Annotated in this window: 20 protein-coding genes and 1 pseudogene; 10 read left to right on the top strand and 11 right to left on the bottom strand. The window is 70.0% G+C overall.

The features are described 5' to 3' along the window. Positions 1–51 precede the first annotated feature (51 nt). From AB0J76_RS46725 to AB0J76_RS46710, 4 genes are all read right to left on the bottom strand, one after another. Positions 52–897, bottom strand: coding sequence for an ABC transporter permease (locus AB0J76_RS46725; protein WP_352325146.1), 846 nt, complete (start codon positions 895–897; stop codon positions 52–54). Further along, positions 894–1,859 (bottom strand): ATP-binding cassette domain-containing protein, encoded by a 966-nt coding sequence (locus AB0J76_RS46720; RefSeq protein WP_352325147.1) that lies wholly within the window; start codon positions 1,857–1,859, stop codon positions 894–896. Before AB0J76_RS46720 ends, AB0J76_RS46725 begins: the two co-directional genes overlap by 4 nt. A 100-nt stretch (positions 1,860–1,959) precedes the next feature. Next, positions 1,960–2,601, bottom strand: a complete 642-nt coding sequence (locus AB0J76_RS46715) for a PadR family transcriptional regulator (RefSeq protein ID WP_352325148.1) — start codon at positions 2,599–2,601, stop codon at positions 1,960–1,962. A gap of 104 nt (positions 2,602–2,705) precedes the next feature. Continuing rightward, positions 2,706–2,954 (bottom strand): hypothetical protein, encoded by a 249-nt coding sequence (locus AB0J76_RS46710; protein ID WP_352325149.1) that lies wholly within the window; start codon positions 2,952–2,954, stop codon positions 2,706–2,708. A gap of 254 nt (positions 2,955–3,208) precedes the next feature. Here AB0J76_RS46710 and AB0J76_RS46705 point away from each other — a divergent pair, with 254 nt between their 5' ends. After that, positions 3,209–3,373 (top strand): hypothetical protein, encoded by a 165-nt coding sequence (locus tag AB0J76_RS46705; RefSeq protein WP_364393814.1) that lies wholly within the window; start codon positions 3,209–3,211, stop codon positions 3,371–3,373. A 110-nt stretch (positions 3,374–3,483) separates the two neighbouring features. On the opposite strand, the gene AB0J76_RS46700 is transcribed toward AB0J76_RS46705, so the two are convergent. Continuing rightward, the gene (locus AB0J76_RS46700) at positions 3,484–4,737 is read right to left on the bottom strand and encodes a hypothetical protein (protein WP_352325151.1); all 1,254 of its coding nucleotides are present in this window, start codon (positions 4,735–4,737) and stop codon (positions 3,484–3,486) included. 224 nt (positions 4,738–4,961) lie between these two features. Between AB0J76_RS46700 and AB0J76_RS46695 the strand changes: the two genes are divergently transcribed. Both AB0J76_RS46695 and AB0J76_RS46690 read left to right on the top strand, forming a co-directional pair. Further along, positions 4,962–6,056, top strand: a complete 1,095-nt coding sequence (locus tag AB0J76_RS46695) for a tyrosine-type recombinase/integrase (RefSeq protein ID WP_352325152.1) — start codon at positions 4,962–4,964, stop codon at positions 6,054–6,056. Between the two features lie 733 nt (positions 6,057–6,789). Beyond that, positions 6,790–7,137 (top strand): hypothetical protein, encoded by a 348-nt coding sequence (locus tag AB0J76_RS46690; RefSeq protein WP_352325157.1) that lies wholly within the window; start codon positions 6,790–6,792, stop codon positions 7,135–7,137. Between the two features lie 57 nt (positions 7,138–7,194). Here AB0J76_RS46690 and AB0J76_RS46685 read toward each other — a convergent pair. Both AB0J76_RS46685 and AB0J76_RS46680 read right to left on the bottom strand, forming a co-directional pair. After that, a pseudogene (locus tag AB0J76_RS46685) lies at positions 7,195–7,377 on the bottom strand (Tn3 family transposase); the annotation flags it as partial. Positions 7,378–7,922: 545 nt separating this feature from the next. Next, positions 7,923–8,117 carry a hypothetical protein gene (locus AB0J76_RS46680; protein WP_352325154.1) on the bottom strand — a complete coding sequence of 65 codons (195 nt, stop codon included), beginning with the start codon at positions 8,115–8,117 and terminating at the stop codon, positions 7,923–7,925. A gap of 116 nt (positions 8,118–8,233) precedes the next feature. Between AB0J76_RS46680 and AB0J76_RS46675 the strand changes: the two genes are divergently transcribed. Beyond that, a complete protein-coding gene (locus AB0J76_RS46675; RefSeq protein WP_364393809.1) occupies positions 8,234–8,596 on the top strand; it encodes a DUF2255 family protein in 363 nt (120 codons plus the stop codon). Here the strand turns inward: AB0J76_RS46675 and AB0J76_RS46670 are convergent. Next, positions 8,570–11,236 carry a LuxR family transcriptional regulator gene (locus AB0J76_RS46670; protein ID WP_364393806.1) on the bottom strand — a complete coding sequence of 889 codons (2,667 nt, stop codon included), beginning with the start codon at positions 11,234–11,236 and terminating at the stop codon, positions 8,570–8,572. The two genes, AB0J76_RS46675 and AB0J76_RS46670, sit on opposite strands and share 27 nt — an antisense overlap. Positions 11,237–11,345: 109 nt before the next feature. On the opposite strand from AB0J76_RS46670, the gene AB0J76_RS46665 reads away from it, so the two are divergent. The 6 genes from AB0J76_RS46665 (at position 11,346) to AB0J76_RS46640 (ending at position 17,499) form a co-directional block, all read left to right on the top strand. Further along, positions 11,346–12,683 carry an MFS transporter gene (locus AB0J76_RS46665; RefSeq protein ID WP_364393803.1) on the top strand — a complete coding sequence of 446 codons (1,338 nt, stop codon included), beginning with the start codon at positions 11,346–11,348 and terminating at the stop codon, positions 12,681–12,683. Further along, a complete protein-coding gene (locus tag AB0J76_RS46660; RefSeq protein ID WP_352331255.1) occupies positions 12,680–14,017 on the top strand; it encodes a carotenoid oxygenase family protein in 1,338 nt (445 codons plus the stop codon). Before AB0J76_RS46665 ends, AB0J76_RS46660 begins: the two co-directional genes overlap by 4 nt. Next, the gene (locus AB0J76_RS46655; RefSeq protein ID WP_352331253.1) at positions 14,014–14,454 is read left to right on the top strand and encodes an SRPBCC family protein; all 441 of its coding nucleotides are present in this window, start codon (positions 14,014–14,016) and stop codon (positions 14,452–14,454) included. The genes AB0J76_RS46660 and AB0J76_RS46655 overlap by 4 nt, the downstream gene beginning before the upstream one ends. Positions 14,455–14,479: 25 nt before the next feature. Next, the gene (locus AB0J76_RS46650; RefSeq protein ID WP_364393800.1) at positions 14,480–14,776 is read left to right on the top strand and encodes a hypothetical protein; all 297 of its coding nucleotides are present in this window, start codon (positions 14,480–14,482) and stop codon (positions 14,774–14,776) included. A gap of 211 nt (positions 14,777–14,987) precedes the next feature. After that, entirely contained in the window at positions 14,988–15,935 is a 948-nt protein-coding gene (gene pip, locus AB0J76_RS46645; protein ID WP_364393797.1) for a prolyl aminopeptidase, read from the top strand. A 472-nt stretch (positions 15,936–16,407) separates the two neighbouring features. Next, complete coding sequence (locus AB0J76_RS46640; protein WP_364393794.1) at positions 16,408–17,499, top strand: glycosyl hydrolase family 18 protein; 1,092 nt, start codon at positions 16,408–16,410, stop codon at positions 17,497–17,499. 1,046 nt (positions 17,500–18,545) lie between these two features. Here AB0J76_RS46640 and AB0J76_RS46635 read toward each other — a convergent pair. The 3 genes from AB0J76_RS46635 to AB0J76_RS46625 all read right to left on the bottom strand — a co-directional run bounded on the left by AB0J76_RS46635 (position 18,546) and on the right by AB0J76_RS46625 (position 25,062). Further along, positions 18,546–19,811: a pentapeptide repeat-containing protein gene (locus AB0J76_RS46635; protein WP_352327307.1), complete on the bottom strand. Its 1,266-nt coding sequence runs from the start codon at positions 19,809–19,811 to the stop codon at positions 18,546–18,548. A gap of 877 nt (positions 19,812–20,688) precedes the next feature. Continuing rightward, entirely contained in the window at positions 20,689–21,159 is a 471-nt protein-coding gene (locus AB0J76_RS46630; RefSeq protein WP_352327308.1) for a GNAT family N-acetyltransferase, read from the bottom strand. A 246-nt stretch (positions 21,160–21,405) separates the two neighbouring features. Further along, positions 21,406–25,062: a hypothetical protein gene (locus tag AB0J76_RS46625; protein WP_352327309.1), complete on the bottom strand. Its 3,657-nt coding sequence runs from the start codon at positions 25,060–25,062 to the stop codon at positions 21,406–21,408.

Raw genomic sequence — 25,062 nt, 5'->3', positions numbered from 1 at the left:
TGGGCCGGGTTGTCGGAGTTGATTTCGACCAGGTGCTCGCGGTAGCGGCATCTACTTCTTGTTGCGGTAGAGGACCATGGTGATGGGACCGAAGACCGCGACGAGAAGTACGGACGAGACGAGAACCCAGCCGATTTCCCCGGCGGGCACCGAGCCGTCCATCAGGCCGCGTACCACGGTCGCCAGGTGGGTGATCGGGTTGACCTCGACGACCGCCTGCATCCACCCGGGCATCGTCTTCGGGTCCACGAAGATGTTGCTCACGAACGTCAGCGGGAACATCACCATCATGCTGACCCCCGCCACCGAGTTCGGCGTGCGCAGGATCAGGCTGAGCATCGTCCACAGCCACGACAGGCAGAACGAGAACACCAGCAGCAGCACCACCGAGAGCACCACGCCGACGGCGCCGCCCTCCGGCCGGAACCCTAGGACCAGGCCGAGCGTGATCACGATCGCCGACCCGATCGAGTAGCGCATCACATCGCCGAGCAGGGCGCCGACCAGCGGGGATGGTCGCCACACCGGAAGTGACCTGAACCTGTCGAACACCCCCTTCTGGATGTCGGTGTTCAGCGTGATGCCGGTGTTCATGGTGATCATGACGTTCGCCTGCACCAGGATGCCGGGCAGCAGGAACTGCAGGTACTCCTGTGTCGACCCGGCGAGCGCGCCGCCGAACAGGTAGGTGAACATCAGCGTGAACATGATCGGGAACAGGGTCACGTCGACGAGCTGCTCCGGGACGTGTTTGATCTTCAGCAAAGCCCGCCAGCCGAATGTCAACGAGGTGAGCACCGGGCCGGGGCGAGACGGCCGCTCGCCGGCCAACAGCACACTGCGCAGCGCGTCCTCGGTGACCGGCGCCGACGCCTGCTCCGCGGTCGTGGCATTCATGCGGCAACCTCCTCGGGTGTCTCCTCGGCGGCGTGTCCGGTCAGGGTGAGGAACACCTCGTCCAGGCTCGGCTGACCGAGCGCGAACTCGGTGACGTCGATGCCGCTGCGGGACAGCTCGGCCAGGGCGCGGGCGACCCGCTCGGGGTCGGAGATCCGCGCGGACAGCGCGGCCGGGTCGGCGGACGGCTCGGCCGGCACCTCGAGGACGCCGGCGAGGACCCGTTCGGCCTCGGCCCGCTGCTCGGGCGCACGTAGGCGCACGTGCAGCGAGCCGGCGCCGACCGATGCCTTGAGCTGGCCGCTCGAGCCCTCGGCGATGACCTTCCCGTGGTCGATCACCGCTATCCGGTCGGCCAGCTGGTCGGCCTCGTCGAGGTACTGCGTGGTCAGCAACACGGTGGCGCCCTCGGCGACCATGCCCCTGACGATCTCCCAGACCTGGTTCCTGCTGCGCGGGTCGAGCCCGGTCGTGGGCTCGTCGAGGAAGATCAGTTCGGGGGTGACGACCAGGCTCGCCGCGATGTCGATGCGCCGGCGCATCCCGCCGGAGTACTTCTTCACCTGCCGGTCGGCCGCCTCGGCAAGACCGAACGCGTCGAGCAGGTCGGTCGCCCGCTGCCTGCCTCGGCGGCGTGAGTAGCCGAGCAGTCTGGCGAGCAGCAACAGGTTCTCCACCCCGGTGAGGTCCTCGTCGACCGACGCGAACTGCCCGGTGAGGCCCACCCTGCTCCGCACCGCCTGGGCGTCACGCACGACGTCGTAGCCGAGCACTTGCGCCTCTCCGGCGTCGGGGCGCAGGAGCGTGGCCAGCATGCGGATCGTGGTGGTCTTGCCCGCCCCGTTCGGACCGAGCACGCCGTACACGCCCCCGGCGCTCACGGCCAGGTCCACACCGGCGACCGCGTGGGTCGTGCCGAAGCTCTTCTTCAACCCTCTCGTCTCGATCGCGAACTTTCCCATGGGTTCGATTCCTTGTCTCGGTGTTGCGAGCGGATTGGTTGAGCTAGTCAAGTTTGACTACTTGGCCAGACTGCATGAGGAAACGTCTAGTCAAGGTTGATTAGAAGCGCATCTTGAGGGGATCGTGGACCGTTCGCCACGAACCCGGATCATCGGCCATGGTGTAGGCGCCCTCAGACAGTCGTTTGCTCAGGTTCTTCGCCCACTCCAGTTCGGTGCGTGCGTGTCCCGCCCACAGTTCGGCCTGATCGCGGACGTGTTCGGGAATGTCGGGGTTCGGGTTCTCCCGCCACTTGGCCTGCTCTACGAGCTCCGCTTCCAGGCGCGCGACCCGCTCGTTAACCTGCGCGATGGCATCTGCCCTGGTCAGCATGGGCAACATGGCGATGGACGCGTTGAGCATGTCCGCGTCGTGGGTGCGCCGCAGACCGTCGCGGACCAGTTCGACCATCTCGTCACGTCCCCGAGCTGTCGCGCGGTACAGAACGCGCTCCGGCCCAGAGTTGCCCGGCTCGGCGTGTTCGGTGAGGAGGCCATCAGCCGCCGCCTTCTTCAGTGCGTGATAAATCGAGCCGGGCTTGATCTTGGCCCAACTCTCCGCACCCCAGCTCTGCAGTTCGGACCGCACCTGGTAGCCATGCGCGCCGCCGGAGAGGTGCACGATACCGAGTACCAGAAGCTTCGTCGCCGACACGCGCCCACCTCCGCTCAACCCTCTCGTCTCGATCGCGAACTTTCCCATGGGTTCGATTCCTTGTCCCGGTGTTGCGAGCGGATTGGTAGAGGCTAGTCAAGTTTGACTACTTAGCCAGAGTACACGAGGAGGAAACGTCTAGTCAAGGTTGATTAGAAGCGCATCTTGAGGTGACCGGGGACCGTTCGCCACGAACCCGGATCATCGGCCATGGTGTAGGCGCCCTCAGACAGTCGTTTGCTCAGGCTCTTCGCCCACTCCAGTTCGGTGCGTGCGTGTCCCGCCCACAGCTCGACCTGATCGCGGACGTGCTCGGGGGCGTCCCGATTGGGGTGCTCCCGCCACTTGGCCTGCTCTACGAGCTCCGATTGCGTGCCCGCCAGGGTGGTGTCAACTCCCACCAACACTAGGGTGCCCTCCTGGTCCGGGTGGTGTCAGCACTGACCTACAAGCGGTGCTGGTGGAGACCATCAAAGCCAACAATGCGAGGTCGCCGTCCTCCGCGTCGACCGCTTCCCCATCTGACTCGCGGTCCCAAGCTCGCGGGACTCAGCCTGGGTTCGTGACTTGCGGGAACCCGTCCGTGAAGCGCAACCGAACGAAAAGTCACGGCAAGGAGCCGAGTCGAGCTCCGCTAACGGGACTTTTCGTTCCGATGCTCGTCATGCCCCCCATCCGCCCCGGGAGTACCACCGACGTCCCGGCCATCACCACCCAGATTGCCAGCTGGAACGAGCGCGAACGCCGCCTCTTCCGGCAAGTCGACGTCAGCGTCGCCCCCGATCGCCTCCAACTGGCGGACCTCGTCGACGCCTCCTGACAGCGCCCACCCTCCACCCGCCCAGAGCGCCGCCCCCTTCTGAACCTCCTCGGGCTCTTCTCGCTATTGAAGCTGCGCCTTGGTGATCGTGTGTTGCCGGGGTCACGCCCTTAGCCAGGGGGCGAAGCGGTAACGGCCTGCAGAGCGGCGCTCAGGGCGCGCGCCTGCGCTGGCGACTGAGCGGCCTCACCGAGTGCGATGGTCCCGTCGCCGCGGTGCAGCGTTACCACACCTTCCTGCAGGGTTACGGCGTCGAAGGCGCCCCCGGGCAACCAGACGCCTGGCCGGCCGTCGACATCGGTCAGCGACGGCACCACCATGCCCGTGGCCGCCTGGGCGGCGGCGAGCTGGTTGCGCAGCGTCTGCAGTTCGCGTTCGGCCATCTCCAGCCGGGTTTCGGCGGTGGCCTGCTCCAGCCGCGCCTGGTCACGTTGAGCCTGTAGCCGTTCGCGTTCGTCCTCGAAGCGGCGCTGCCGGCTGTCCAGATCCTCCCGTACGGCGCGGGTTTCGGCGCGGGCCTGCTCGGCGGCCGTCGTGGCCTGATCGAACTGTTGCCGGGCGGTGGCCAGGTGTTCGCCGGTCTGTTCCAGCTGTTCGTTCAGGCGGTGCAGGTCGGCACGGGCCTGGTGCAGTTGACCGTCGCGCTCGGCCAGGGCGGCGCCGCGTTGTTCGGCCAGGTCGGTGACGCGGGACAGATCCGCCTCCAGGGCGCGCAGTTGCTCGGCTTGGCGCGAGGTCAGGCTCTGCTCGTCGTGCAGCTGGGTGGTGAGCTGACCGATCTGGATGCCCAGGCGCTCGGCGTTGGCGCGGGCTTCGCTGTGGATGCGGTCGCGATGCTCCTCGGCCGCGCGCTGAGCGTCGAGGGCTTCCTGCTGCGCGTGCAGGGCGGCGTCGCGTTCCTGTTCGGCCGTCTGGCGGTCGGCCTGAGCGGCGCGCATCGAGGTGCGGGCCTGCTCGGCGTCGGCTTCGGCCTGCTGCACGCGCGTCTCGGCCTGGGCCAGCTGGGTGGCGATGGCCTCCCCCACCTGCTCCAGGCGCTCGTCCAGCCGACGCAGGTCCTCCAGCTCGGCGGCCAGCTGGGCGTCGCGCTGGTGCAGAGCGAGGCGGATCTGATCGGCCTCAGACGCGAAGAGGCTGACCGCCGTGTGCGTGGCCAGCGCGGCAGGGGCGCTGTCGGCGGCGCGGCTGGCCTCGTTGCCGCACAGCTTGCAGCAGTACTTGCTGGGGCGACCGCCCTTGCCGGGCTCCCGCTCGGGCTTGGCCCGCCCGCAGCCCGGCCGGGCACATTGCCGCAGCACATCGTCGGTGGCGAGCGCCAGGCAGTCGCGAGTGTGGCCACGCCCGCCTCGCACACGCTCATCCACGCCCGGCCCCTGAGGCGCTGGCTCCTGGGCCGGCGCCTCAGGGTGGGACTGGTCCTGACCGCGGGTGGGCGGCTCGCCCGAATCTACGCTGATCTCCGTCACGCCGCCAAATTAGCATCAGCACATGCTCTATCAATCCCCTGTTTAGCATTTCGCACCTGCGATTCACTTATGATCACTGAGAAGTGAAGTTCTCAAAGATCATCTCTGCTAGGGTAGGGAGCGTGACCGAGTCCGACACGACCTCCGGGCCGATTGCCCGACTGCTCCCCACCGCCGCGTTCCCCGCCCCCGCCGCAGGACTGGCGCCGGTCGCTCCTGCACGCGACCCGTACCTGCTCTATCTGGGGCGCCTGGGCAGTGCCGACTCCCGGCGCGTGATGCGGATCTGCCTGGACCACATAGCACGTATGCTCACCGGCGACCATCTCGACAACCCCGCGGTGACGGGCCAAGGTCAGCCTTGGCACCACCTGCGCTACGAGCACACCGCCTGGATCCGCGAGCAGATCGACCAGATGGACTGGTCACCCGCCTACCGCAACAAGCACTTGGCCGCCCTACGCGGCGTGCTCAAGGAAGCCTGGAAACTGGGCCTGCTCAGCACCGACGACCATCAGCGCGCCGTCGCCCTGGCCCCGTTCACCGGCCACCGGGAGCCGGCCGGCCAGCACGTTCCCGACACCGTCATCGGCGCCCTCATCGCCGCCTGCGACGCCGACCGCTCCCCCGCCGGCGCCATCACCAGCGCGGGGCTCCGTGACGCGGCCATCATCGCCGTCCTGGACGCCTGCGGCCTGCGCCGCGCCGAACTGGTCTCCCTCCAGTACGCCGACTACGACCGGTCCCGCCGCATGCTCACCGTCATCGGCAAGGGCGACAAACAGCGCCGTATCCCCGTCAACTCCTTCGCCGCCCGCCGCCTGGAGGCCTGGCTCGCCTCCCGCGGCACCCACCGCGGCCCGCTGTTCCCCCGTCTCACCCGCGGCGGCGCCGTACGCCGCACCCCCGACGGCCGTCCCTGGCAGATGAACCCGCAAGCGGTACGCGACATCCTCGCCAAACGCACCGAACAGGCCGCCACCACGCCGGTACGGCCGCACGACCTGCGCCGCACCTTCATCTCCAACCTCCTGCCACAGGCCGACGCGATCATGACCGCCCGCCTGGCCGGCCACGCCAGCCCCAGCACCACACTCCGCTACGACGTGCGCCCCGACGAAGAGGCCCGTGACGCCGTGGAACGCCTCCGCGTCCCCACCGTCACACCCCTGCTGCCCACCACACCCGCGCAGCCGCGCCCTGACGCCACGACGTGAAGAATCAGGATCAGCCTTCGCATCCGTGGACATGGGAGACACATAAACACGGACAGCTTCTCCCCCGCCGTCGCCCCTGCGGGAAGCTCCACTTCCTCCAGCACGCCGGCGTACGGAGCTCCTGCCGAGCGCCGGAATAAGAACAAAAACCCTGAATCGGTCAGATGAGCTAGGCCGACCCCAACGAAACGGGCGACTGGCAGCACCGGCCGCACCAGCGAATGGCTTTCACCGTCCGGAGGCGCAGTAGCACTGCGCACACCAGCGGATCTCTCACCCGTCCTCTCACCCCCCGAGCAAGTCTCGGGATGGGCGACCACCTCGGAGATCTAGCATGTCCATGCCTTCAGCGCTGCCCCGCGGCTTCTACTGTGAGCACACGAGCGTGAGAGGCAGAGTCTTCGCACTTGTCTGCCACCAGACCGGCCCGCTTACACCCCAGGCACCGACCGCGAGGCAGGCTCGCGGGACGCACCAGCACGAACCCCGCGCAAGGCATACTTGCGCTGCTCGAAGTTCTTCACCACCAGCGGGTACGCTCCACGACTACGGGATCGGCTGGCCCGCGAACAACAGCTCATCCAGGGCGCCATCGAACAGGGCTGGCCCCGCGAAGCCGAACGCCACACAGCCATCTCAGGCCGCATCTGCGAGCTGCTCACCGACCTCGGTGAGTCAACCGAGAACGGTCCCGGCACCGAGAACTGTCGCTGACGTCGGATAGAACCTCGTCATGATTGATGCCGGCATGCGGCCTGGACAAGTGTGGCGACTGTTTCGAGGCGAGATCCCCATCGGGGAGATCCACGTCGCCGATGCAGACTTCCCCTGGCTCAACGGGCGGTTCGTCGCCGGAGACGGGTTCGAGAATGTCCGCCACCTTTTTGAAGCAGAGTTCGCCCTCATCGACCACGAGGGCGAACTCGACGTGGAGGCATGGGAATTGGCCTACAAGCAGATCACTGACGCGATCACCCTCGTCAAAGCCGACGGCACACCGGTCGCCGAGTTTATGCTCCACATCAAGGACACCGAAGCCTGGTTCCGCTGGAGCGACGAACCCTTCGACACCCATGAGTGACCAGGCGCCCAGGAAAGGATCATGACGACTGGGCAACATGTCCAGATAAAAGTTGATGTGCTCGAACAGCAGAGGTGACAGGCGGGCCTTGATCTCACGGCTGACGCCCAGGCCACCGGCCTCCAGCCGGGCAAGGGCGGCGTCGATGTAGCGGCTGTTCCACCAGTTGATCGCATTCAAGCCGAGGCCAAGGGCACCGAGCTGGTGGCGGGACTCTCCAGTCAATCCGGGAACGCTCACCGTCTACGCTGGGTGCACCCGTGACCGCCTGATGCGGGCCGGTGCTGAGTCCGAAAGTGTGACCTCTCATTACATCGGAAACCCTCGAACCTACGGGTCTGGGTTTCCGGCTAGCTTCTCGGGCATGAGTCCAGGCCGATGTCACCCCACCCGATCTCAGTGAACGCGTCCTCGTCGGGCCCCCGCTCCGGTCCGCGTCGCCGGCCGCAAACCGCCCACTTGGTGAAGGAGGCGACGGGCTCCTGTTGGCGACGCTCCTGTTCGCGTCGTTAGGCCGCCCAAGCCACGCTCTGGTGCTCCGCCTCGATCGTCCGATGACGGAGCCGTTCCTGGCTTTCGGTCCGGCGCCTGGACGACGAACCGGGTCCCGGCCGGCGGCAGCCCGCCGGTGAGCAGCAGGCTCGTCACGGCGAGCCTGGCCAGGACAAGGGCCGCGGCGGCGTACGGGAGCGGGCGGGACCGCCGGGCTACGAGCGCGGCCGCGGCGGCCATGACCGCGAGGGCCGGCAGCATGTCGGTGAGGAAGAGGGCTGGGCCATCGCGCGTCAGTCCCACAGGGCGATCGCGGCGAGCAGGGCGGCGGCGGGGAGCAGCAGCCACGGCTCGGCCAGGACGAGCCCGGCCGTGAGGAGCAGCGCGAACCACGCCAGCCCCTTCGCCGCCCGCCGCCTGGCCTTGTTCTTCTTCGCGGGCTTGTGCTCGCCGCGAACCGTGGACGAGATGTCGTCAGTCGTTGTCATGCCGCCCACTGTGCCCGCGACCGCCTGCCGCTCGCGTCGGTGAAACCTGCCTACGCGGGAGAGGTAGGCAGTCATCGCCGACGCGGTCGCGGCTCGCCCGGCGGCACTGTGAGCCCATGGACGGACTCGCCGAGGCAGAGGAGATCGTGATGCGCGTGCGGCATGCGGACGGAAGGTGGTCGGCCCGGCCGATCTGGGTGGTGGTGATGGACGGCGTCGCCTTCGTCCGTTCCGCGTTCGGTCACCGGAGCGGGTGGTACCGCAGGGTGCTGGCGGGTGCGGCGACGGAGATCGAGCTGGACGGGACGACCGTCCCCGTACGGCTCGCGCCCGTGGACGAGCCCGCGCTGGTCGAGCGAGTCTCCCGCGCCTACCGCGCCAAGTACGGCCTGAGCTGGCCCGGCCCCGTGCTGACGATCACGGGGCCGGAGGCCAGGTGCACCACCATGCGGCTAGCGGATGCCGGGGAGGTCTCTTAGCTGCCTGCGGGAGGTGAGGCCGAGCTTGCGGAAGATGTTGCGCAGGTGCGCGTCCACCGTGCGCGGGCTGAGGAACAGCTTGGCCGCCACCTCCTTGGAGCTCGCGCCGTCGGCGACCAGCCGGGCGATGTGCAGCTCCTGCAGCGTGAGCTGGTCCGACGCCTGCGACGAGCGGCTTCTCGCGTGCTCGCCGGTGGCGCGCAGCTCGGCCGCCGCGCGGTCGGCGAACGCCTGCGCGCCGAGGTCGGACAGCAGCTCGTGGGCCGTGCGCAGCCGCTCGCGGGCCTCGCGCCGACGTCCCTGGCGGCGCAGCGACTCCCCGTACAGCAGGTGCGCGCGGGCGCGGTAGATCGCCATCGGGGTGGCGTCGAGGTGGTTGACGGCCTCGCGGTAGGCGTCCTCGTCCTCGGTGACCAGGGCGCGGGAGTACGCCTCGACGCCGAGGCCCCACGCCTGCCGGCCGGCTCGCGCACGTTCGGAGAGCGTACGCAGCGCCGCTGCGGCGAGGTCGGTCTCGCCGCAGCGTACGGCCGCCTCGACCAGCTCGGGCAGCGCCAGCCCGGACAGCCCGAGGTCGCCGTGCGCCACGGCCTGCCGGGCGGCCTCCAGCGCCGCCCCGTAGTCGGCCAGGCCGTTGTTGAGCACGCTCGTCGCCCACTGGACGCTGAGGCTCATCCGCTGGCTCGCCGCGAGCACGCTGTCGAACAGCTCGACCGCCTCCTTCCGGCGGCCGCGCATGGCGGCCAGATGGATGCGCGGGTAGACCAGGGGCGCGGCGCCGGTGGCCGCGGCGATGGCCTCCTCCTCGGAGATCATCTCCGTCGCGGCGCCGAAGTCTCCCGCATGGACAGCGGCCGTGGCCGCCATCGCGAGCCCGATCGGCAGCAGGTGGAACGAGCCGGACTCGCGGCCCGCCGCGACGACGCGGGCGGGGATGCCGTGCAGCGCGTCGTGGTCCCACAGCTCCACGGCCAGCATGAAGCCCATCGACGGCCAGCGGGCCCACACCTCGTCACCGGGGTTCCCGACGACCGGCCCGAGGACGGGCGCCGCGGCCAGGTGCCCGTCGGTGACCAGGGTGACCAGGCCGTCCAGGACGGCGTCGGCGCTGGTGGGCGGCTCGGGCGCGGGAGGGGCCTTCCGGGCGGCCGCCACGACCGGGCCGAGGCCGCCGATCAGGATGCCGGTCTCCATCGCGTCCAGGTAGCAGGCCCGCGACCAGGCGGGGTCGAGCCCGGCCAGGCGGGCGGCCGCGCTCAGCAGGTACGTCGTGGGCCCCTCGCCGCCCCGGCGCCGGGCGAAGGAGAGCTTCCCGCGCAGGAGGTCGATCCTGGCCCGTTGCCGCTGGTCGAGCGGGGCGGTCTCGGCGGCCGTGAGGAGTTCGGCGGCCACGTCGTACGCGCCGACCGAGAGCTTGGCCTGGGCGGCGGCGAGCACGCGCTCGGTCCGCAGGTCGGGGGTGAGGGTGAGCGCGGCGGACCGTTCCAGGAAGGCGGCGGTGGCGGCCAGGCCGCCCCTGGCCTGGGCGCGGGCGGCGGATCGTGCCAGCTCGGCCGCGACCTGCTCGTCGGGGCCCGTGGTGGCCTCGGCGCGGTGCCAGGCCAGCCGGTCGGGGTCCGCGGCCGGGTCGGTCACCGCGGCCAGCGCCTCGTGCGCCCGCCGCCGGTCCTCCGCCGAGGCGGCCCGGTAGGCCGCCGACCTGGCCAGAGGGTGGCTGAAGCGGACCCTGGTGCCGAACTCGACCAGCGCCGCGGCCTCCGTGCCGGCCGACGCCTCGATGCCGAGCCGCTCGGCCGCCCGCCACAGCAGCCCGGGGTCGCCGACCGGGTCGGCCGCGGCGACGGTGAGCAGCAGCCGGGCCTGCGGCGACAGCAACTCCAGCCGGGCGCGGAAGCTCTGCTCGATCACGCCGGGCACGGACGGGGGCAGCGCGAAACCGCCCGCCATCCCGGCCAGGCCGGCGCTTCTCGGCAGCTCCAGCAACGCCAGCGGGTTGCCGCGCGCCTCGGCGAGGATGCGGTCGCGTACACGCTCGTCCAGCGGGGCGCGGATCGCGGCGGCCAGCAGCGCGCGGGCGTCGAGCTCGGACAGGCGCTTCAGCTCCAGGGCCGGCAGCTCGCCGAACTCGGGCAGCCGGTACGGCTCCCGTACCGACAGCAGCAGCGCCACCCGCTCGCCCGCGACCCTGCGCGCCAGGAAGGCGAGCGCCCTCGCCGAGGCGTGGTCGAGCCACTGCGCGTCGTCGACCAGGCACAGCAGCGGACGTTCCGGGGACGCCTCGGCCAGCAGGCCCAGGGTCGCGACGCCGACCAGGAAGGGATCGGGGGTGCCGGTGTCCAGGCCGAAGGCGATCTCCAACGCCTTGCGGTGGGGGCCGGGCAGCGCCGCCACGTCGCCCAGGAGCGGCGCGCACAGCTGGTGCAGGACGGCGAACGGCAACTCCATCTCGAACTCCGCGCCGAAGGCCCGCACGACCAGGAAGTCGCCTGCCGCCCGCTCGGCGTGCCGCAGCAGCGACGTCTTGCCGATGCCGGGCTCGCCGCGCAGGACCAGGGCTCCGCCCTGCCCCTTCCGGGCCGCGTCGAGCAGCGCGTCCACGCGTGCGATCTCTTCTTGTCGTCCGACCAGCGATGCGTCCATATGCTGGCAATCCTTGCGTAATGACGTAGGTCATACGTAGGCGGGTCGGTCCCGGATAGGTGAGAACCACCGACGCGAGCGTTCCCCGTCCGCTGCGAGTGTCATGGCCATGAGCAGCGCTTCCGTCTCCCCGGCCACCGTCACGACGGGCTGGACGCCGCTGGCGGCCCTCGCCACGGCTCAGTTCCTCGTGGTGCTGAGCACCTCGATCGTGAACGTCGCGCTGCCGGAGCTGCGCGCCGGGCTCGGGCTCGATCCCGCCGGGCTGTCGTGGGTGGTCAACGCCTACGTCCTGGCCTTCGGGTCGCTGCTGCTGCTCGGCGGCCGCTCCGGCGACGTGTACGGCCTGCGCCGCGTCTTCCTGACCGGCGCCGCCCTGTTCGCCGCCTCCTCGCTCGGCGCGGCGCTCGCGTACGACGTCGTCACGCTCATCGTGGCCAGAGCCGTCCAGGGCGTCGGCGCGGCGCTGCTGGCGCCCACCGCGCTGGCCATGGTGCTGACCCTGTACCACGACGGGCCACGACGCGGCGCCGCGCTCGGCGTGTGGGGCGCGGTCTCCGGCGTGGGCGGGGCAGCGGGCGTGCTGCTCGGCGGCCTGCTCGGCGACGCCTACGGCTGGCGCTCGGTGTTCTGGGTCATGGTCCCCCTGGCCGTGGCGGTGCTGGCGGCCACCTGGCGGCTGCTGCCCGCCGACCGGCCGCGCGGCGGACGGCTCGACCTGCCGGGCGCGCTCGCCGTCACCCTGGGGCTGACCGCTCTCACGTACGGGGTGTCCGGCGGCGTCTGGCCCGCCGTGGCCGCCGGGGTGCTGCTGCTCGGCCTCTTCCTCCGCCTGCAACGCCGGTCGGCCGATCCGCTGCTGCCCGTACGGATCCTGCGGGCCGGGCCGGTCGGCGCGGCGAACGTGCTGATGGCGCTGCTCGGCGCGGTCTGGCTCGGCCTGTTCTTCTTCCTGCCGCTCCACCAGCAGCGCGTGCTCGGCTACACGCCGATGGAGGCGGGGCTGACCCAGCTCCCGCTCGCGCTGACGATCACGCTGGCCTCCTGGGCGACTCCCCGGCTGACCCGGCGGCTGTCCGGCCGGGTCGTGCTGGCCGGCGGGCTGCTCCTGCTCGCCGCCGGGCTCGCCTGGCTCGCCCGATCCCCGTCCGGCGGGACCTTCGTGAACGCGCTGCTCGGCCCGTCGGTGCTGATCGGCGCAGGGCTGGGAGCGGCGTTCGTCCAGCTCACCGCGCTGTCGGCGGCGGGCGTGCCGGCCGCCGACAGCGGCCTCGCCGGCGGGCTGGTCAACGCGAGCCGGCAGATCGGCGGCGCGATCGGGCTCGCCGTCCTGACCACCGTCTCGCTCACCGGCGGCTACCGCGGAACGTTCGTGGCCGCCGCCCTCATCGCCCTCCTGACCGTATTGATCACCCTTGTCACGATCCGAAAGGACGCCCTTCGATGACTGAACTGTCCAAGCCGTACCTCACCGGCCACTTCACCCCGGTCACCGATGAGATCACCGCTCGCGAGCTGACCGTGCGCGGCACGCTGCCGCCCGAGCTGAACGGCCGCTACTTCCGCAACGGCCACAACCCCAAGCCGGGCATCACCCCCAGCCACTGGTTCAGGGGCGAGGGCATGATCCACGGCGTGCGGCTGTCCGGAGGGCGCGCGGAGTGGTACCGCAACCGCTGGGTACGCACCCCGTTCCTGGACGGCGTGCCGTTCACCGGCACCGAGCTGGAGGTCAGCGCCGCCGCCACCAACATCATCTTCCACGGCGGCCGCTACCTCGCCCTCCAGGAGGCCAACCTGCCCTGGGAGGTCACCGCCGACCTCGACACCGTCGGCGTGTACGACTTCGGCGGCAAGCTCACCAGCGCGATGACCGCCCACCCGAAGGAGGACCCGGTCACCGGCGAGCTGCACTTCTACAGCTACAGCCCGTTCCCGCCCTACCTGACCTACCACGTCGCCTCCCCCTCCGGGGAGATCGTCCGCTCGGAGGCCGTCGACGGCTCCGGCCCCTCGCTCATGCACGACTTCGCCATCACCCGCGAGCACGTCGTGTTCCTCAACTCGCCGGTGGTCTTCGACCACTCCGAGCACTCGGGCATCCCGTACCGGTGGCACGACGACGTGCCGTTCAGGATCGGGGTCATGCCGCGCACCGGCCCGTCGCGGGTGACCTGGTTCGAGGTCGAGCAGGCCGCGCTGCTGCACGTCACCAACGCCTACGTCGACCGGCACGGACGCGTCGTCGTCGAAGGCCCGCGCTACGACCGTTCGTCGTGGGAGAGCTCCTGGAAGTGGTGGATCGGTGCGCCGGGGTACGGAGTCAGCCCCGACGCGGGCTCGACCCTGCACCGCTGGATCCTCGACCCCGTCACCGGCAAGGCCACCGACGAGCCCCTGGACGACCTCGCCACCGAGTTCCCCTCCATCAACGACGACCTCACCGGCGCGACCAACCGCTACAGCTACGCCGTCGCCTTCCCCGGAGCCGGCCTGTCCGGCTACCACACCATCAAGTTCGACACCGCCACCGGACGCCGGCAGCTGCTGTCCCACGGCGAGCACCGTATGCCCGGCGAGGCCGTGTTCGTCCCCGCCGAGGGGGCGACCGGCGAGGACGACGGCTACCTGCTCACCATCGTCAGCGACCTGCACGCCGACGCCTCCCAGCTGCTCGTGCTCGACGCCACCGACATCGCGCGCGACCCCATCGCCACCGTAGAACTCCCCCGCAGGGTGCCCGCCGGCATCCACGGCCACTGGATCGAGGACAACAAGTGATCACCGGAATCGACACCTCCGCCCCCGTCGTCGCCCGCCACTCCATCACGATCGACGCGCCCTTGCGGCGGGTGTGGCACCTGCACACCGACGTGTCCGGCTGGACCGCCTGGCAGGACGACATCACCGCCGCCTCCGCCGACGGCCCCCTGGCCCCCGGCTCGGTCTTCCACTGGACCACGTTCGGGATGGAGATCGCCTCCACCGTGTATGCGGTCGAGGAACCGTACCGCATCCTGTGGGGCGGCCCCGCCCACGGTATCGACGGCATCCACCAGTGGACGTTCACCGAGGTCGACGGCACGGTTCTGGTACGCACCGAGGAGTCCTGGGACGGAGACCCCATCCGCGCCGACGCAGAGGGCATGGCCGCCGCGCTCGACGCCTCGCTGACGGCCTGGCTGGAACGTCTGAAGAAGACGGCCGAGAACGCCTGAAACAGTTTCCACCGCCGCGCCGTTCATGAACGGCGCGGCGTTCTGCTTCCTGTGTGGTTCGGTAAACGCATGTGCCGGAATTCCCGTTCAGCATGGGCAGCCTGGGGTTGGCGTTGAACGCGGTCGTGTGGTGGAACAACCTGTATCTGGATGCGGCCGTCAGCACCTGCGCGAGCAGGGCTTCCCGGTCACCGATGAGATGTGCGCGCGGCTGTCGCCGATCCAGTACGACCACATCGACTTCCTGGGCCGCTACGCCTTCTTCCGCGCCAAGGTGGGGAGGCTTGCGTCCGTTCCACGACGGCGCTCAAGAAGCCGATGAACCCCTCCCTGTAGCGCAGACCGAAGCCACTCAGCGCCGTTGAGAGGTCGGTGTCACCGGCCACGGACGGCATCGCGGCTGAGAGCAGGGCGAGGCCGAGCCCTGCCCAGGGCCCCCATGGGAGCAGCCGGTGGTGCAGGCCTCGGTCAGCAGTGCAAGGACGTGCGGATGGAGCTGCCGACTCGAGCGCCGGCGCTTGTATCGTGGGGCGATGTATCCCCCGATCGAGCCCTATGACCACGGGCACCTCGACACCGGTGACGGTCACCTCATCTACTGGGAGGTTTGCGGCAACCCCGAGGGCAAGCCTGCGCTCGTCGTCCATGGCGGCCCTGGCGGGGGCTGCACGCCTGATCAACGCCGCGGCTTTGACCCCGAGCGTTACCGCATCATTCTGTTCGATCAGCGCAACTGCGGTCGGAGCCTGCCGCATGCCAGTGACCCGGCTGTTGATCTGAGCACGAACACCACCCAGCATCTGGTCGCTGACATGGAACGGTTGCGTGAGCATCTCGGTGTCGACCGGTGGCTGCTTTATGGCGGGTCGTGGGGATCCACGCTGATGCTTGCCTACGCCGAAGCCCATCCGGCGCGGGTGTCGGAGATGGTCATCTGCGGCGTGACCATGACCCGCCGCTCTGAGATCGACTGGCTATACCGTGGTGTGGGTCGCTTCTTTCCCGAGCCGTGGCAGCGCTTCCGCGAGGGCGTCCCCGAGGCAGAACGCGACGGTGATCTGCTGGCCGCCTACGCGCGGCTGATGTCCGACCCCGACCCCGCCGTACGCGCCAAGGCCACTCACGACTGGGTGGCTTGGGAGGACGCGGTGATCTCCCTGGAGGTCAACGGCAAACCTAACGCCTACAGCGACCAGCCAGAGCCCGATCTGCTGGCCTTCACCCGCATCTGCGCCCATTACTTCTCCAACGCCGCCTGGCTGGAGGAAGGCATCTTGCTGCGCAATGCACACAAGCTGGCCGGCATCCCCGGCGTGCTCATCCACGGACGCTTCGACCTGGGTTGCCCGCTGGAGAACGCCTGGCAACTGGCCCAGGCCTGGCCCGATGCCCGGCTCGTCGTGGTGGACGACTCGGGGCATACCGGCAGCAGCACCATGGCCAAGGCCGTTCCTGCTGCCTTGGATGGCTTCGCGAGCTGAGTCGGGCCTGGCAGCGTCGCCTCTACGATCATGTAGGTCACCCGGCTCAGGCCGCATGGTCTTCGACCGCCTGGAGTCCTCATGCCCCTACGACGTATATCCGACCGGCACCTGATCGGCATCGTCGACGTCCCCGCCCCCTGGCCGCCATGAGGTGCTGTTCAGCAACTCCTCCGGCACTGCCATCCGCCCCGGCCCGGGCGTTGCGCCGGCGGACGTAGGCACCGATCGCCGCGTTCTGCTCGTCATGCCTGCGGTGGTCGGTGCCGTTCAGCGTGTAGGAGCGCAGCGCGGCGACTCTGATTCGATCCAGTTCAGGGTTCACCGCCGAAGGTCGATTACGTGTCCGACATTCGGTGATGGGCCACTAGCTGAGCGCTCATGGGGACGCGAGCCGTTGTGGGAGCCGGGTGTGTCCTCCTGGGGAGGGACAGCACCGTGCAGAATTAGTTAACCTCCTTTCCAGTTCCTCGTGAACGGAGGTATCGGCATGCGCCGTCCGGCCGCGCTCGTCTCCTTACTCCTCCCCCTCCTTCTCCTGCCCGTCCCCGCACAGGCCGCTGCGACCCCGCTGCAGGTCTACGGCGCCTGGCACTGCGGTGATGACGCCTGCATCTGGGGCAACGTCCGCAGCCCAGCAGACTTCGACGCAAAGAACCACTGGCTGATCGACCGAGGAGACGGCCGCCCCTCGGTCAACCTCGTGGTGCTCAGCTTCGTCCACCCGGTCAAGTTGCTGCACAAGACCACCGACACGCAGACCCTCGACGGCGTGCCGCGTGGCATGACCGCTGACATCGTGAACTACTTCACCAGCCGTGGAATCCGGGTGATGCTCTCCATCGGCGGCATCACGTACACCACCGCGTGGAACTCCGCCCTGGCGGAGAATGCGGCGCAGTTCGGGCGCAACGCGGCCGAGGTCGCCCAGCGGCTCGGCGTCGGCATAGAGATCGACTACGAGGAGAACAGCAGGCCCGACCTGGCCGGCCTGCAGGCCTTCGTCGACGCCTACCGCTCCGCCCTGCCCTACGACGCGAGCGGTGCCAACCCAGCCGCCCGGCTGACCATCGACCTCGCCGCCGGTGACCGCTGGCTCATCGACATCACCAGGAAGGCGACCGCGGACTGGCTGCGCACCGACACCCCGGTCCTGGACTACGCCAACGCGATGGTGCCCGCCCAGCAGCCCAGGAGCTCCGACGCCATCGCCAACTGGCAGGAGCACATCGACGGCAAGACCACCTACTCTCCGCCGATCCCGTCGCTGGCTCCGGCCAAGTTCACCGGCGCGTTCTACATCGCTGAAGGAAGCAAGGTCCGCGCCGAATGCACGAACTTCAGCACCTCGCTGCAGAAGTCCACGGGATCGTTCGTCCAGACGGCCGCGCCGAAGGGCGCCGGACTCACTTCCGGCATGCTCGGCTACATGTTCTGGGCCGCCGAACGTCCCTCCACAAGGGGCGTGACCACCGCACCTCCGAACTCCTGCGAGGGAGGAGTGGGCGGCGGCGCCACCGCGTACGCCATCCCCCTCCCGATGCCCGCCCTACGGCAAAGCTGACCACCTCCCGGGACCGGGCCCCCGGTCCCGGGACAGACCGATTACCCGTCCGAGATTCGGTGACGGGCCACCAGGGACTGTTTCTTAGATCGAGTTCGGAGGCAGATGACCAGAGTGGCCAGGATGACGGTGCCGGGGAAGATGTAGGCGCGCTTGTCGTAGCGCGTGGCCACGGCTTGCCCGGGCGTCCTCCTCGACCGACAAGACGCATTCTTCGACGGTGGCGGCGCGGAACTTCGCCGCCAGTCCTTCCAACCGCCGGCGCAGCGGCAGGTCCTGGCCACGCAGCATGTGTGGCCCTGCGCCTTACGGCTGGCGCGCCTTGGCGGCGTTCCTGGATGCGGCGTTGCCGGTCATGGGCAGGCAGGACGGGGTCTGGAAGACCACCCCGTCGAGGAAGTTGCCGATCGCGGGGTTGTTGCCGGCGGCTGAGACCGAGATGAAGGCGAAGCGGGTGACGGTCTGTCCGGCGGGGACGACGTAGGTGCCGGTGTAGTGGCCCCAGGCGGTGTTGCCGTCGGAGATGTTCGGGGAGATGGCTCCGTCAGGCGTCTGGGGGGTGGGTAGAGGGACCAGGTCATCACGGCGCCGGGGACGGTGGGGACGTCCTGGTAGAGGGTGGAGACCTCGTTGGCGTTCAGTGCGGCGAACTGCTGGCCGTCGGCGGCCGGGACGCCGCTGGCGCTGTTCCAGAACTCCAGCTTGCGGTCGGAGGCGGTGGTGTGCCAGCCGACGGCGGGGTTGGTGGAGGCGTCGGGACACGTCAGCGTCAGAAGGTTCCCGGGACTCCCAGCCAGAACGCGCCCCCTGGCCGGGGCCTTCAGCTCCCACCGTCCGCCACGGCGGCTACCGATCCCTGGAGAACCAGCCGACATGACACCTCGCGCCCTACTCGCCCTGCCCTGTCCCTCGTCCTGTCCCTGCGGATGCTGCTCGGCTCCGCCCTGGGCCAAGCCGCCCCCAGCGCGCCCCACTGCAGTCCGTGCTGGACGCCATCGCCAGCGGAGCCCCCGGCGCCCTGGCCGAAGGCCGCACCGTCCGAGCCCTCATGTGGCGCTGGACTCGCCTGGCTCTCCATCGTCATCGGCGCCTTCGGCGGGCGGGTGCGCCAATCGAAGCGTCCGCCCTCCCGTGCCGTCCGGCGCCTCCTTCCAGGCCGTCGGCCATGTCCTCACCACGTCCTCGGCCACCGGCGCTAGGTGCACGCCGCCCAACGCTGCGGTCTCCAGGCCCACTGCCCTCTCGAACAAGGCACTGTCAGTGAAGGTCGCCCCACCGAACCAGGCATCGCTGTCGAAGGTCGCTCCTGCGAACCAGGCGCCGGCAAAAGTCGCGCCACCGAACCAGGCGGCACCGACGAAGGCCGCCCCAGTGAACCGAGCAGCGCGGTTGAACGTTGCTCCCTCGAACTGAGCGGCGATGGTGAAGGTGGTCCCCGCAAAAGTGGCGGGTCCGGTGAAGGTTGCTCGCTCGAACCAGGCGGCGCCATCGAAGGTCGTTCCGCCGAACCGGGCGGCTCCGTGGAAAACGGTCCCGTCGAACATGGCATCGCCGACGAAGACCGACCCGGCAAACGTGCTGTCACCTATGAACATGCTCTGGGCGAACCTGGCTTCGCTGATATGGCAGCTACGGAAGTCGAGGTCAATGAGTGTTGCGCCGGAGAGGTCGATGCGGACGTCTGGCCAGTGACGGGCGTTGCGGTCAGCGGGACGAACCCGCCGCCAAGGACGTGCGGTCGCAGAGTGATGGCGCAGGTGATTCGCAAGGATGCGCTGGGCGGCCAGGCGGACCTGCCGCTCCTCCTGGGGGTCACGGCCAGCGGGGTCCGAAGTGGTTCCCTCTGTGGGCGGAGTGAACGGCATGCGCAGGTAGGCGCAGATCACGTCCACGATCGTCTGCCGGAACTCGGGATCAGGCGTGCCCTGGGCGAGCTGCTCCAGCGCGTACAGTCCCCCCAGGCGGACCGGGGCCTGGGGGCTGCCGAGCTGCTCGACGGCTTTGCTGTAGCGGTCGGTCACGTGGCCGCGCTCGCCGAGTTGGAAGGAACGGCGGGCAGTGTCGGCGTTGCGCGCGGTGTAGAACACCGCCAGCAGAGCAGCCAGCCCGGTGGCCACGGCCAACACCCTGCCTCGGACCGCGTCCAGAGCCACCGCCAGATCCTTGCCGGTCAGTCCGGTCGGCCCGCCGACTGTCACCCCGTCGATGTTCTCGAGTATCCAGCGCGTCCCTGGGCCCAGCATCCAGACGATCGATGCCACCAGTGCACCACCGATCATGGGGATCACGATCGAAATGGACTTCTTCGCCATGGGCCCGATGATGCGGCCGGAACCGGGCTCAGTGGACGCCGAGTGACGCGATCGTGACCCCTGGAAGGATCCTCTTGCGCTACGCCGCACCGCCCGCGCCCTCCAGCTTCAGGGCATGTCAGACGTATCGCTGGAGGAGCAGCTGACCAACTCCTGGTAGGTCAGCGCACCTGCCCGGAGAGGAACGACGGTGGAACGTCGGCCTGCTGGTCGGGCCGTCCGGCGCCGGAAGACCACGCCGGCCCGCGAGCTGTGCCTGGGCCGGCTGGTCAAGGTGCACGTCTGGGGAAACGGGCACTCATAGAGCCGGTTCCGGTCGACGTCGAGAACCTCGACACCGAGTTCCGGCGCGCCCGCATCCGCTCCAACGAGTACGTGCACTGGGCTACCGCCACCGCCCGGCTCCTGCGCCGCCTGCTGAACGGCCACACCGCCGGCCCGGTCTTCCTGGCCGACCGGCGTCCCCACCTCCGGCCGACGCGGGCCCGCCTCGGGACGGCTTGGCCGGGCTCGCGCGTCGGCCGCGACGCGACGCCGGGCGACGGCGCATGCCTCAGGACATGCAACTGCTGATCGAGGGGCTGGGGCTGCAACACCTGCCGCCGAGCATCCCACCATCCACCGCCAGGGCGCCGTCGTGGCCGCCGAGCAGGGCTGGCCGACCCCCGGCTACGCCACCACCTACGCGGTGGTCTCTGCCTTGGATCCCGCCCTGGCACGTTGGCTCAGGATGGCACGCGCGGTTATCGGGAGCGGTATGAGCTGGTGCATCGCCGGGAGGGGAGCCGGCCCAACTTCACGGTGTCGCTCATGAGGCATCACCGCCCTCGGCGCCGACGCTGATCAAAACCGCATTGGCGATGGGCCTGGACCGCCGTCAGAGGCGCATGCCGTAGAACTGGGTGCCGGGGTCTTCGGCGAGCAGGTGGAGTCCCAGGTGGCGGTAGAAGCCTTGCGCATCGGTGTTGCGGGCGGCGACGCCGAGGTGGACGCCGTGCACCCCGCGCCGGCGCAGGGCGTCCATGGCGGTTTCCCACAGTCGTCGGCCGTATCCGCCGCCCTGCGCTTCGGGCAGGAGGTCCACGTGGATGTGCGCGGGAAAGCGGGTGGTGATATCCGTCGGAGTGCGGGGCGGCTGATCGACGTACGAGCGCAGCCACGCGTCCGGAGTTCCCGGCCGGACAGGCGGGCGCGGTCCCCGCGCCCGCAGGGGCGGCCACCATTCGCGTTCCAGCCTGTCCTCGAAGGCCACGGTGTCGGCGACGGCGAGGAAGTAGCCGACGGGTGCATCCCCTTCAGCGGCGAGGACCCAGGCGAGGTCGGACGAGTAGGCCCGGTAGGGCCCCACGAAGATGTCGCCGAGCAGCCGGTGCTCGGCGACATGCCCGCTCGCGTCCTGGCCCCAGGCTGCTGTACGCAGACCGATGTCATAGAGCCGGCCGACCTCCTCGGGGTCGTCGGCGCGGGCCGGGCGGACGGTCAGCGGCGCGGCCGCCTCCGCGGACGGCGCCGACCTCGGCGACAGGATGCTGCTGTCGCCGGCCGCTGCACCGGCCTCGTGCTCAACCGCCTGCGTTCCTGAGCGGCCGGCTGATCACCGAGGAGGCACGGCCGGGGCGAGCGCCCGGAGGGTGCCCGTGCCGCGGCCGTCGAACACCGTGTCGTACTGCGGGGCGTAGTCGACGAGTCCGGGGCTCCGCACCGTGAACGGCGTCGCCGCGTTCGAGGCCGTCAGGTACGTGTGCCCGCCCGGGAACAGGCGCAGTGGCTGGGCCACGCGGGTCTCCCTCCAGCCCGCCCCCGAGACGCCGAACTGCGGGTAGGTCACCGCCGTGGCGTCGACCGTGACCGGCAGGCCGGTTGCGGTCAGCGTCGTCGTGCCCGTCCCGGTGAGCTGCGCCGACCACTCGGCGTCCACGGTGACCCGGCCGTCGGCGCCGACGCGGAACTGCGGGCTCGGCGCGGACACTCCGGGCGCGAGGTAGGCGTGCGGGCCGGGGAGCAGACGCAGGACGCGGGGCTGGCGGGCATCGTGGTAACCGGTCGCGGTGACGCCGAAACCGGCGTAGGACAGACCGGTGCCGTCGACGGTGACGGGCCGGCCGTGCGCGGTCAGCGTGCGGGTGCCGGCGCCCGAGATCACGCCGTCGTAGGCGGTGTCGTAGTCGATCAGGCCGCCGCCGCTGATCCGGAACGGCACGCTGGTCACCCCGGCGGCCAGGTAGCTGTGCGGGCCGGGGAACAGGCACAACGTCCGCACCTGCCGGGCGTCCCACCAGCCCGTCCCGGAGACGCCGAGGTCGGCGTAGGACAGGCCGGTGCCGTCGAAGTCCACCGCGAAACCGCGTGCCGTCAGCGTCGAGGTGCCCTGACCGGCCAGCAGCCGCGGATCGTCGTAGTCGACCGTGCCTTCGGCCGTCACCCGGAACCTCGCGCCGTCGCCTCCGACCGGGACCAGGTACGTGTACTCCCCCGGCAGCAGCGACAGCGTCGTCACGGCCCGGCCGTCGTGCCAGCCGTGGCCGGGGACGCCGAAGTCGGTGTAGGACAACCGGGTCGGATCGATCGTGATGGGATGAGCGACCGTCGGCGCCACCACGCGGGTGGTCAGCGTGGCCTCGTCGTCGACGCCGACGGGATCGGCCCCCTTGAGGTCGTCCACCAGGACCCGGGCGGTGAGCGGGGCGGTCGTGCCGGGGTTCACGCGTACCGTCAGGTCCACGGTCCGGGAGGCGCCCGCGCGTACCAGTCCGACGCGGCACGTCACCGTACGGCCCGCGACCGCGCAGGACGGGTCGGCGCGCACGAAGGTGACCTCGGCGGGCAGCGTGCCGGTGAGGACCGCCGACGTGGCCGGGTTGCGGCCGTGGTTGGTGAGGGTGGCCGTGTAGCGCAGGCGAGTGCCCGAGATGACCGGATCGTGGTCGGCGGCGAGGGCCACGCCGAGGTCGGTGACGGCGTCCGCCTGACGGGCCCGGTCCATCTCCTCGGTGGTCGGCGAGAGCTCCGGCTCGGTCGCCGCCTCCCCGGTCTGGCCGATGAAGTGGGCGAACGGCAGTGAGATGCGGGCCCAGTCGTCGTGACCGCGCAGTTCGTCGGTCCTGGACGTGTTCCCTGCGCAGTCGCGGGGCTCGCCGGTGACGAGGTCGGCGGTGTTGACGTTGACGTGGGGCATCGGCACGGTGTCGGACGGGTCCCACTCGGCGGGCGCGTCCAGGTCGTTCGGGATCTTGTGGCCGGTGGAGTCGACGAACCTGAACCGGTTGGCGTTGTCCGTCGGGTCCTGGACGGCCGTCTCGCTCAGGGCGTCCTCGTGCAGGATCGGCAGCGGGGCCTGGCCGCGTCGCAGGCCGTCGAAGGCGAGACGCGGCGGCGAGTAGTCGATGATGGTGCCGCCGCTGACGCGCCGGATTCCGACGCTGTTGTCGTAGTTCATCACGCTGACGTAGTTGGGTTTGCAGTTGACGTCGTCGGCGCCGCCGTGGCGGAGGTTCAGGTTGTGGCCCAGTTCGTGCATGAGCACCGCGGGGTGCCGGCTCAGCATGAGCATGTAGTGGCCGCCCGTCTCGGCTTGTCCCCCGTTCAGGCAGCCCGGTGGGGGCGCCGCCAGGATTCCGTAATGGAAGAGCCTGCCGCGGCCGGAGTCGAAGTTCGCGCCCGCGGCGGCCACGTAGTTGCTGCCCAGGTTGCAGGCGGCGACCGTGGGTACCACCTGGCCGCCGCGCTGGTCGTCCGGGTGCAGCCGGTCGCCGATCAGGCAGTCGTCGTCATCGGCGTCGGCGCGTCCGTCGCCGTCGTCGTCACGGCCGTTGCCGCAGGTGGGCGGGCTCGGCGGGTCCTCCACGTACGTGTCCTCACTCAGGCAGTCGGGGTCGGAGCCGTCGACGAAGCCGTCCGTCCCGTTGTCGAGACCGTCCGCGCAGGTGAAGGCCGGTACGCCTTCGCTCGCCGAAGGGTCGATGCGGTTGCCCGCGTCCACGTGCAGGGTGATGCCGGGACGCCCGTCGGGGTTGGGTGGGGCGGACTTGCCGCGGGGTGTCCCGTCCGTCGGGATCGCGTCGGCGTCGTGTCCCGCGTCGGCGGGCGCGAGCGCGAAGGCCTTCTTGACCGCGGCGATCCCGGCGTGGGAGGGCGCCTGGCCCTGCTCCCAGTCGAGTTCGAGGTAGATGTCCTTGTGCCGGGGGTCGGCGCCCATCTCGGGGAGGTTGACGTCGACGTCGTGGTCGCCGTCGCTGTCGCGGCCGTGGATCTCCCAGTCGTCCTTCAGGCCGTCCCCGTCGGTGTCGGCGTCGGAGGTGCTGCGGGCCTGGTTGGTGTTCCAGACGCGGTTGGCGTGCAGGTCGAAGCGGTTGAGGTTCTGGTCGCGTCCCGGCGGGGAGGCGAAGTACGTCCTGCCGGAGTCCCGATCGAGGACGACCAGTCCGGCCAGATCCCAGTTGTCGGCGTCGATCTCGTAGTTGTTGTCTCGGGAGATGTGCTCGAACTCGAAGCCCTGCACCAGGTCGCGCCGGGGCACGCAGGGCGTGAGGGTGCCGTTCCACTCGAACGTGGCGCGGCCGAGATCGCCGGTTCCGCCCAGGTGGAACGGGTGGGCGTCGGGCTCTCCGTCGCCGTTGGAGTCGTCGAAGACGACGCGGCGCCCAGCCAGGCGGATGATCTCGGTGGAGTCGTCGCGGATCCCGTCCTCGAAACCGGTGGTGACGGCGAACGTCAGCCGGCAGATGTCGGCCGTGGCCTTCTCCTCGACGGGGTTCGCCAGGTTCGAGTTCCAGACCTGGAACTGGTTCTTGTAGAAGCGGTGCAGCCGCCTTCCCGCGTGACCGGCACGGAAGAACACGTGCCCGGTGAGGGCGTCGGCGACTTCGAACGTGCGCAGGTCCCAGTTGTCGGCCCACTCGGACTCGGTGATGTGCCGGATCGTGAAGCCGTCCGCCAGAGCCGATCTCGGCACACAGGCGGGAAGTTCGGCGTCCCAGACGAACTGGTCGTAGCCGCTGTCACCCGTGCCGCCCTGGTGGTACGGGTTGCTGTCGGGCTCTCCGTCGCCGTTGGAGTCGGCGAAGACGAAGTCCTGCCCGGCCAGGCTGATGACCTCTCTGGAGTCGCTGCGCAGGCCGTCCTTGCCGGTGCCGACGGTGAACACGACCGCGCAGATCTGGGACGGATCGACGGCGTGCGCGGCGGGCGGCGACACGACCAGAAAGGGAAGGCATAAGGCGACAACGGCCACGATCCGGGCACGTATGCTCAT

Origin of the sequence: Nonomuraea sp. NPDC049624 (assembly GCF_040675255.1) — a bacterium.
Lineage (GTDB): Bacteria > Actinomycetota > Actinomycetes > Streptosporangiales > Streptosporangiaceae > Nonomuraea.
The sequence above is the reverse complement of the archived record's forward strand: the minus strand, read 5'-3'. Positions and strand labels throughout refer to the sequence as shown.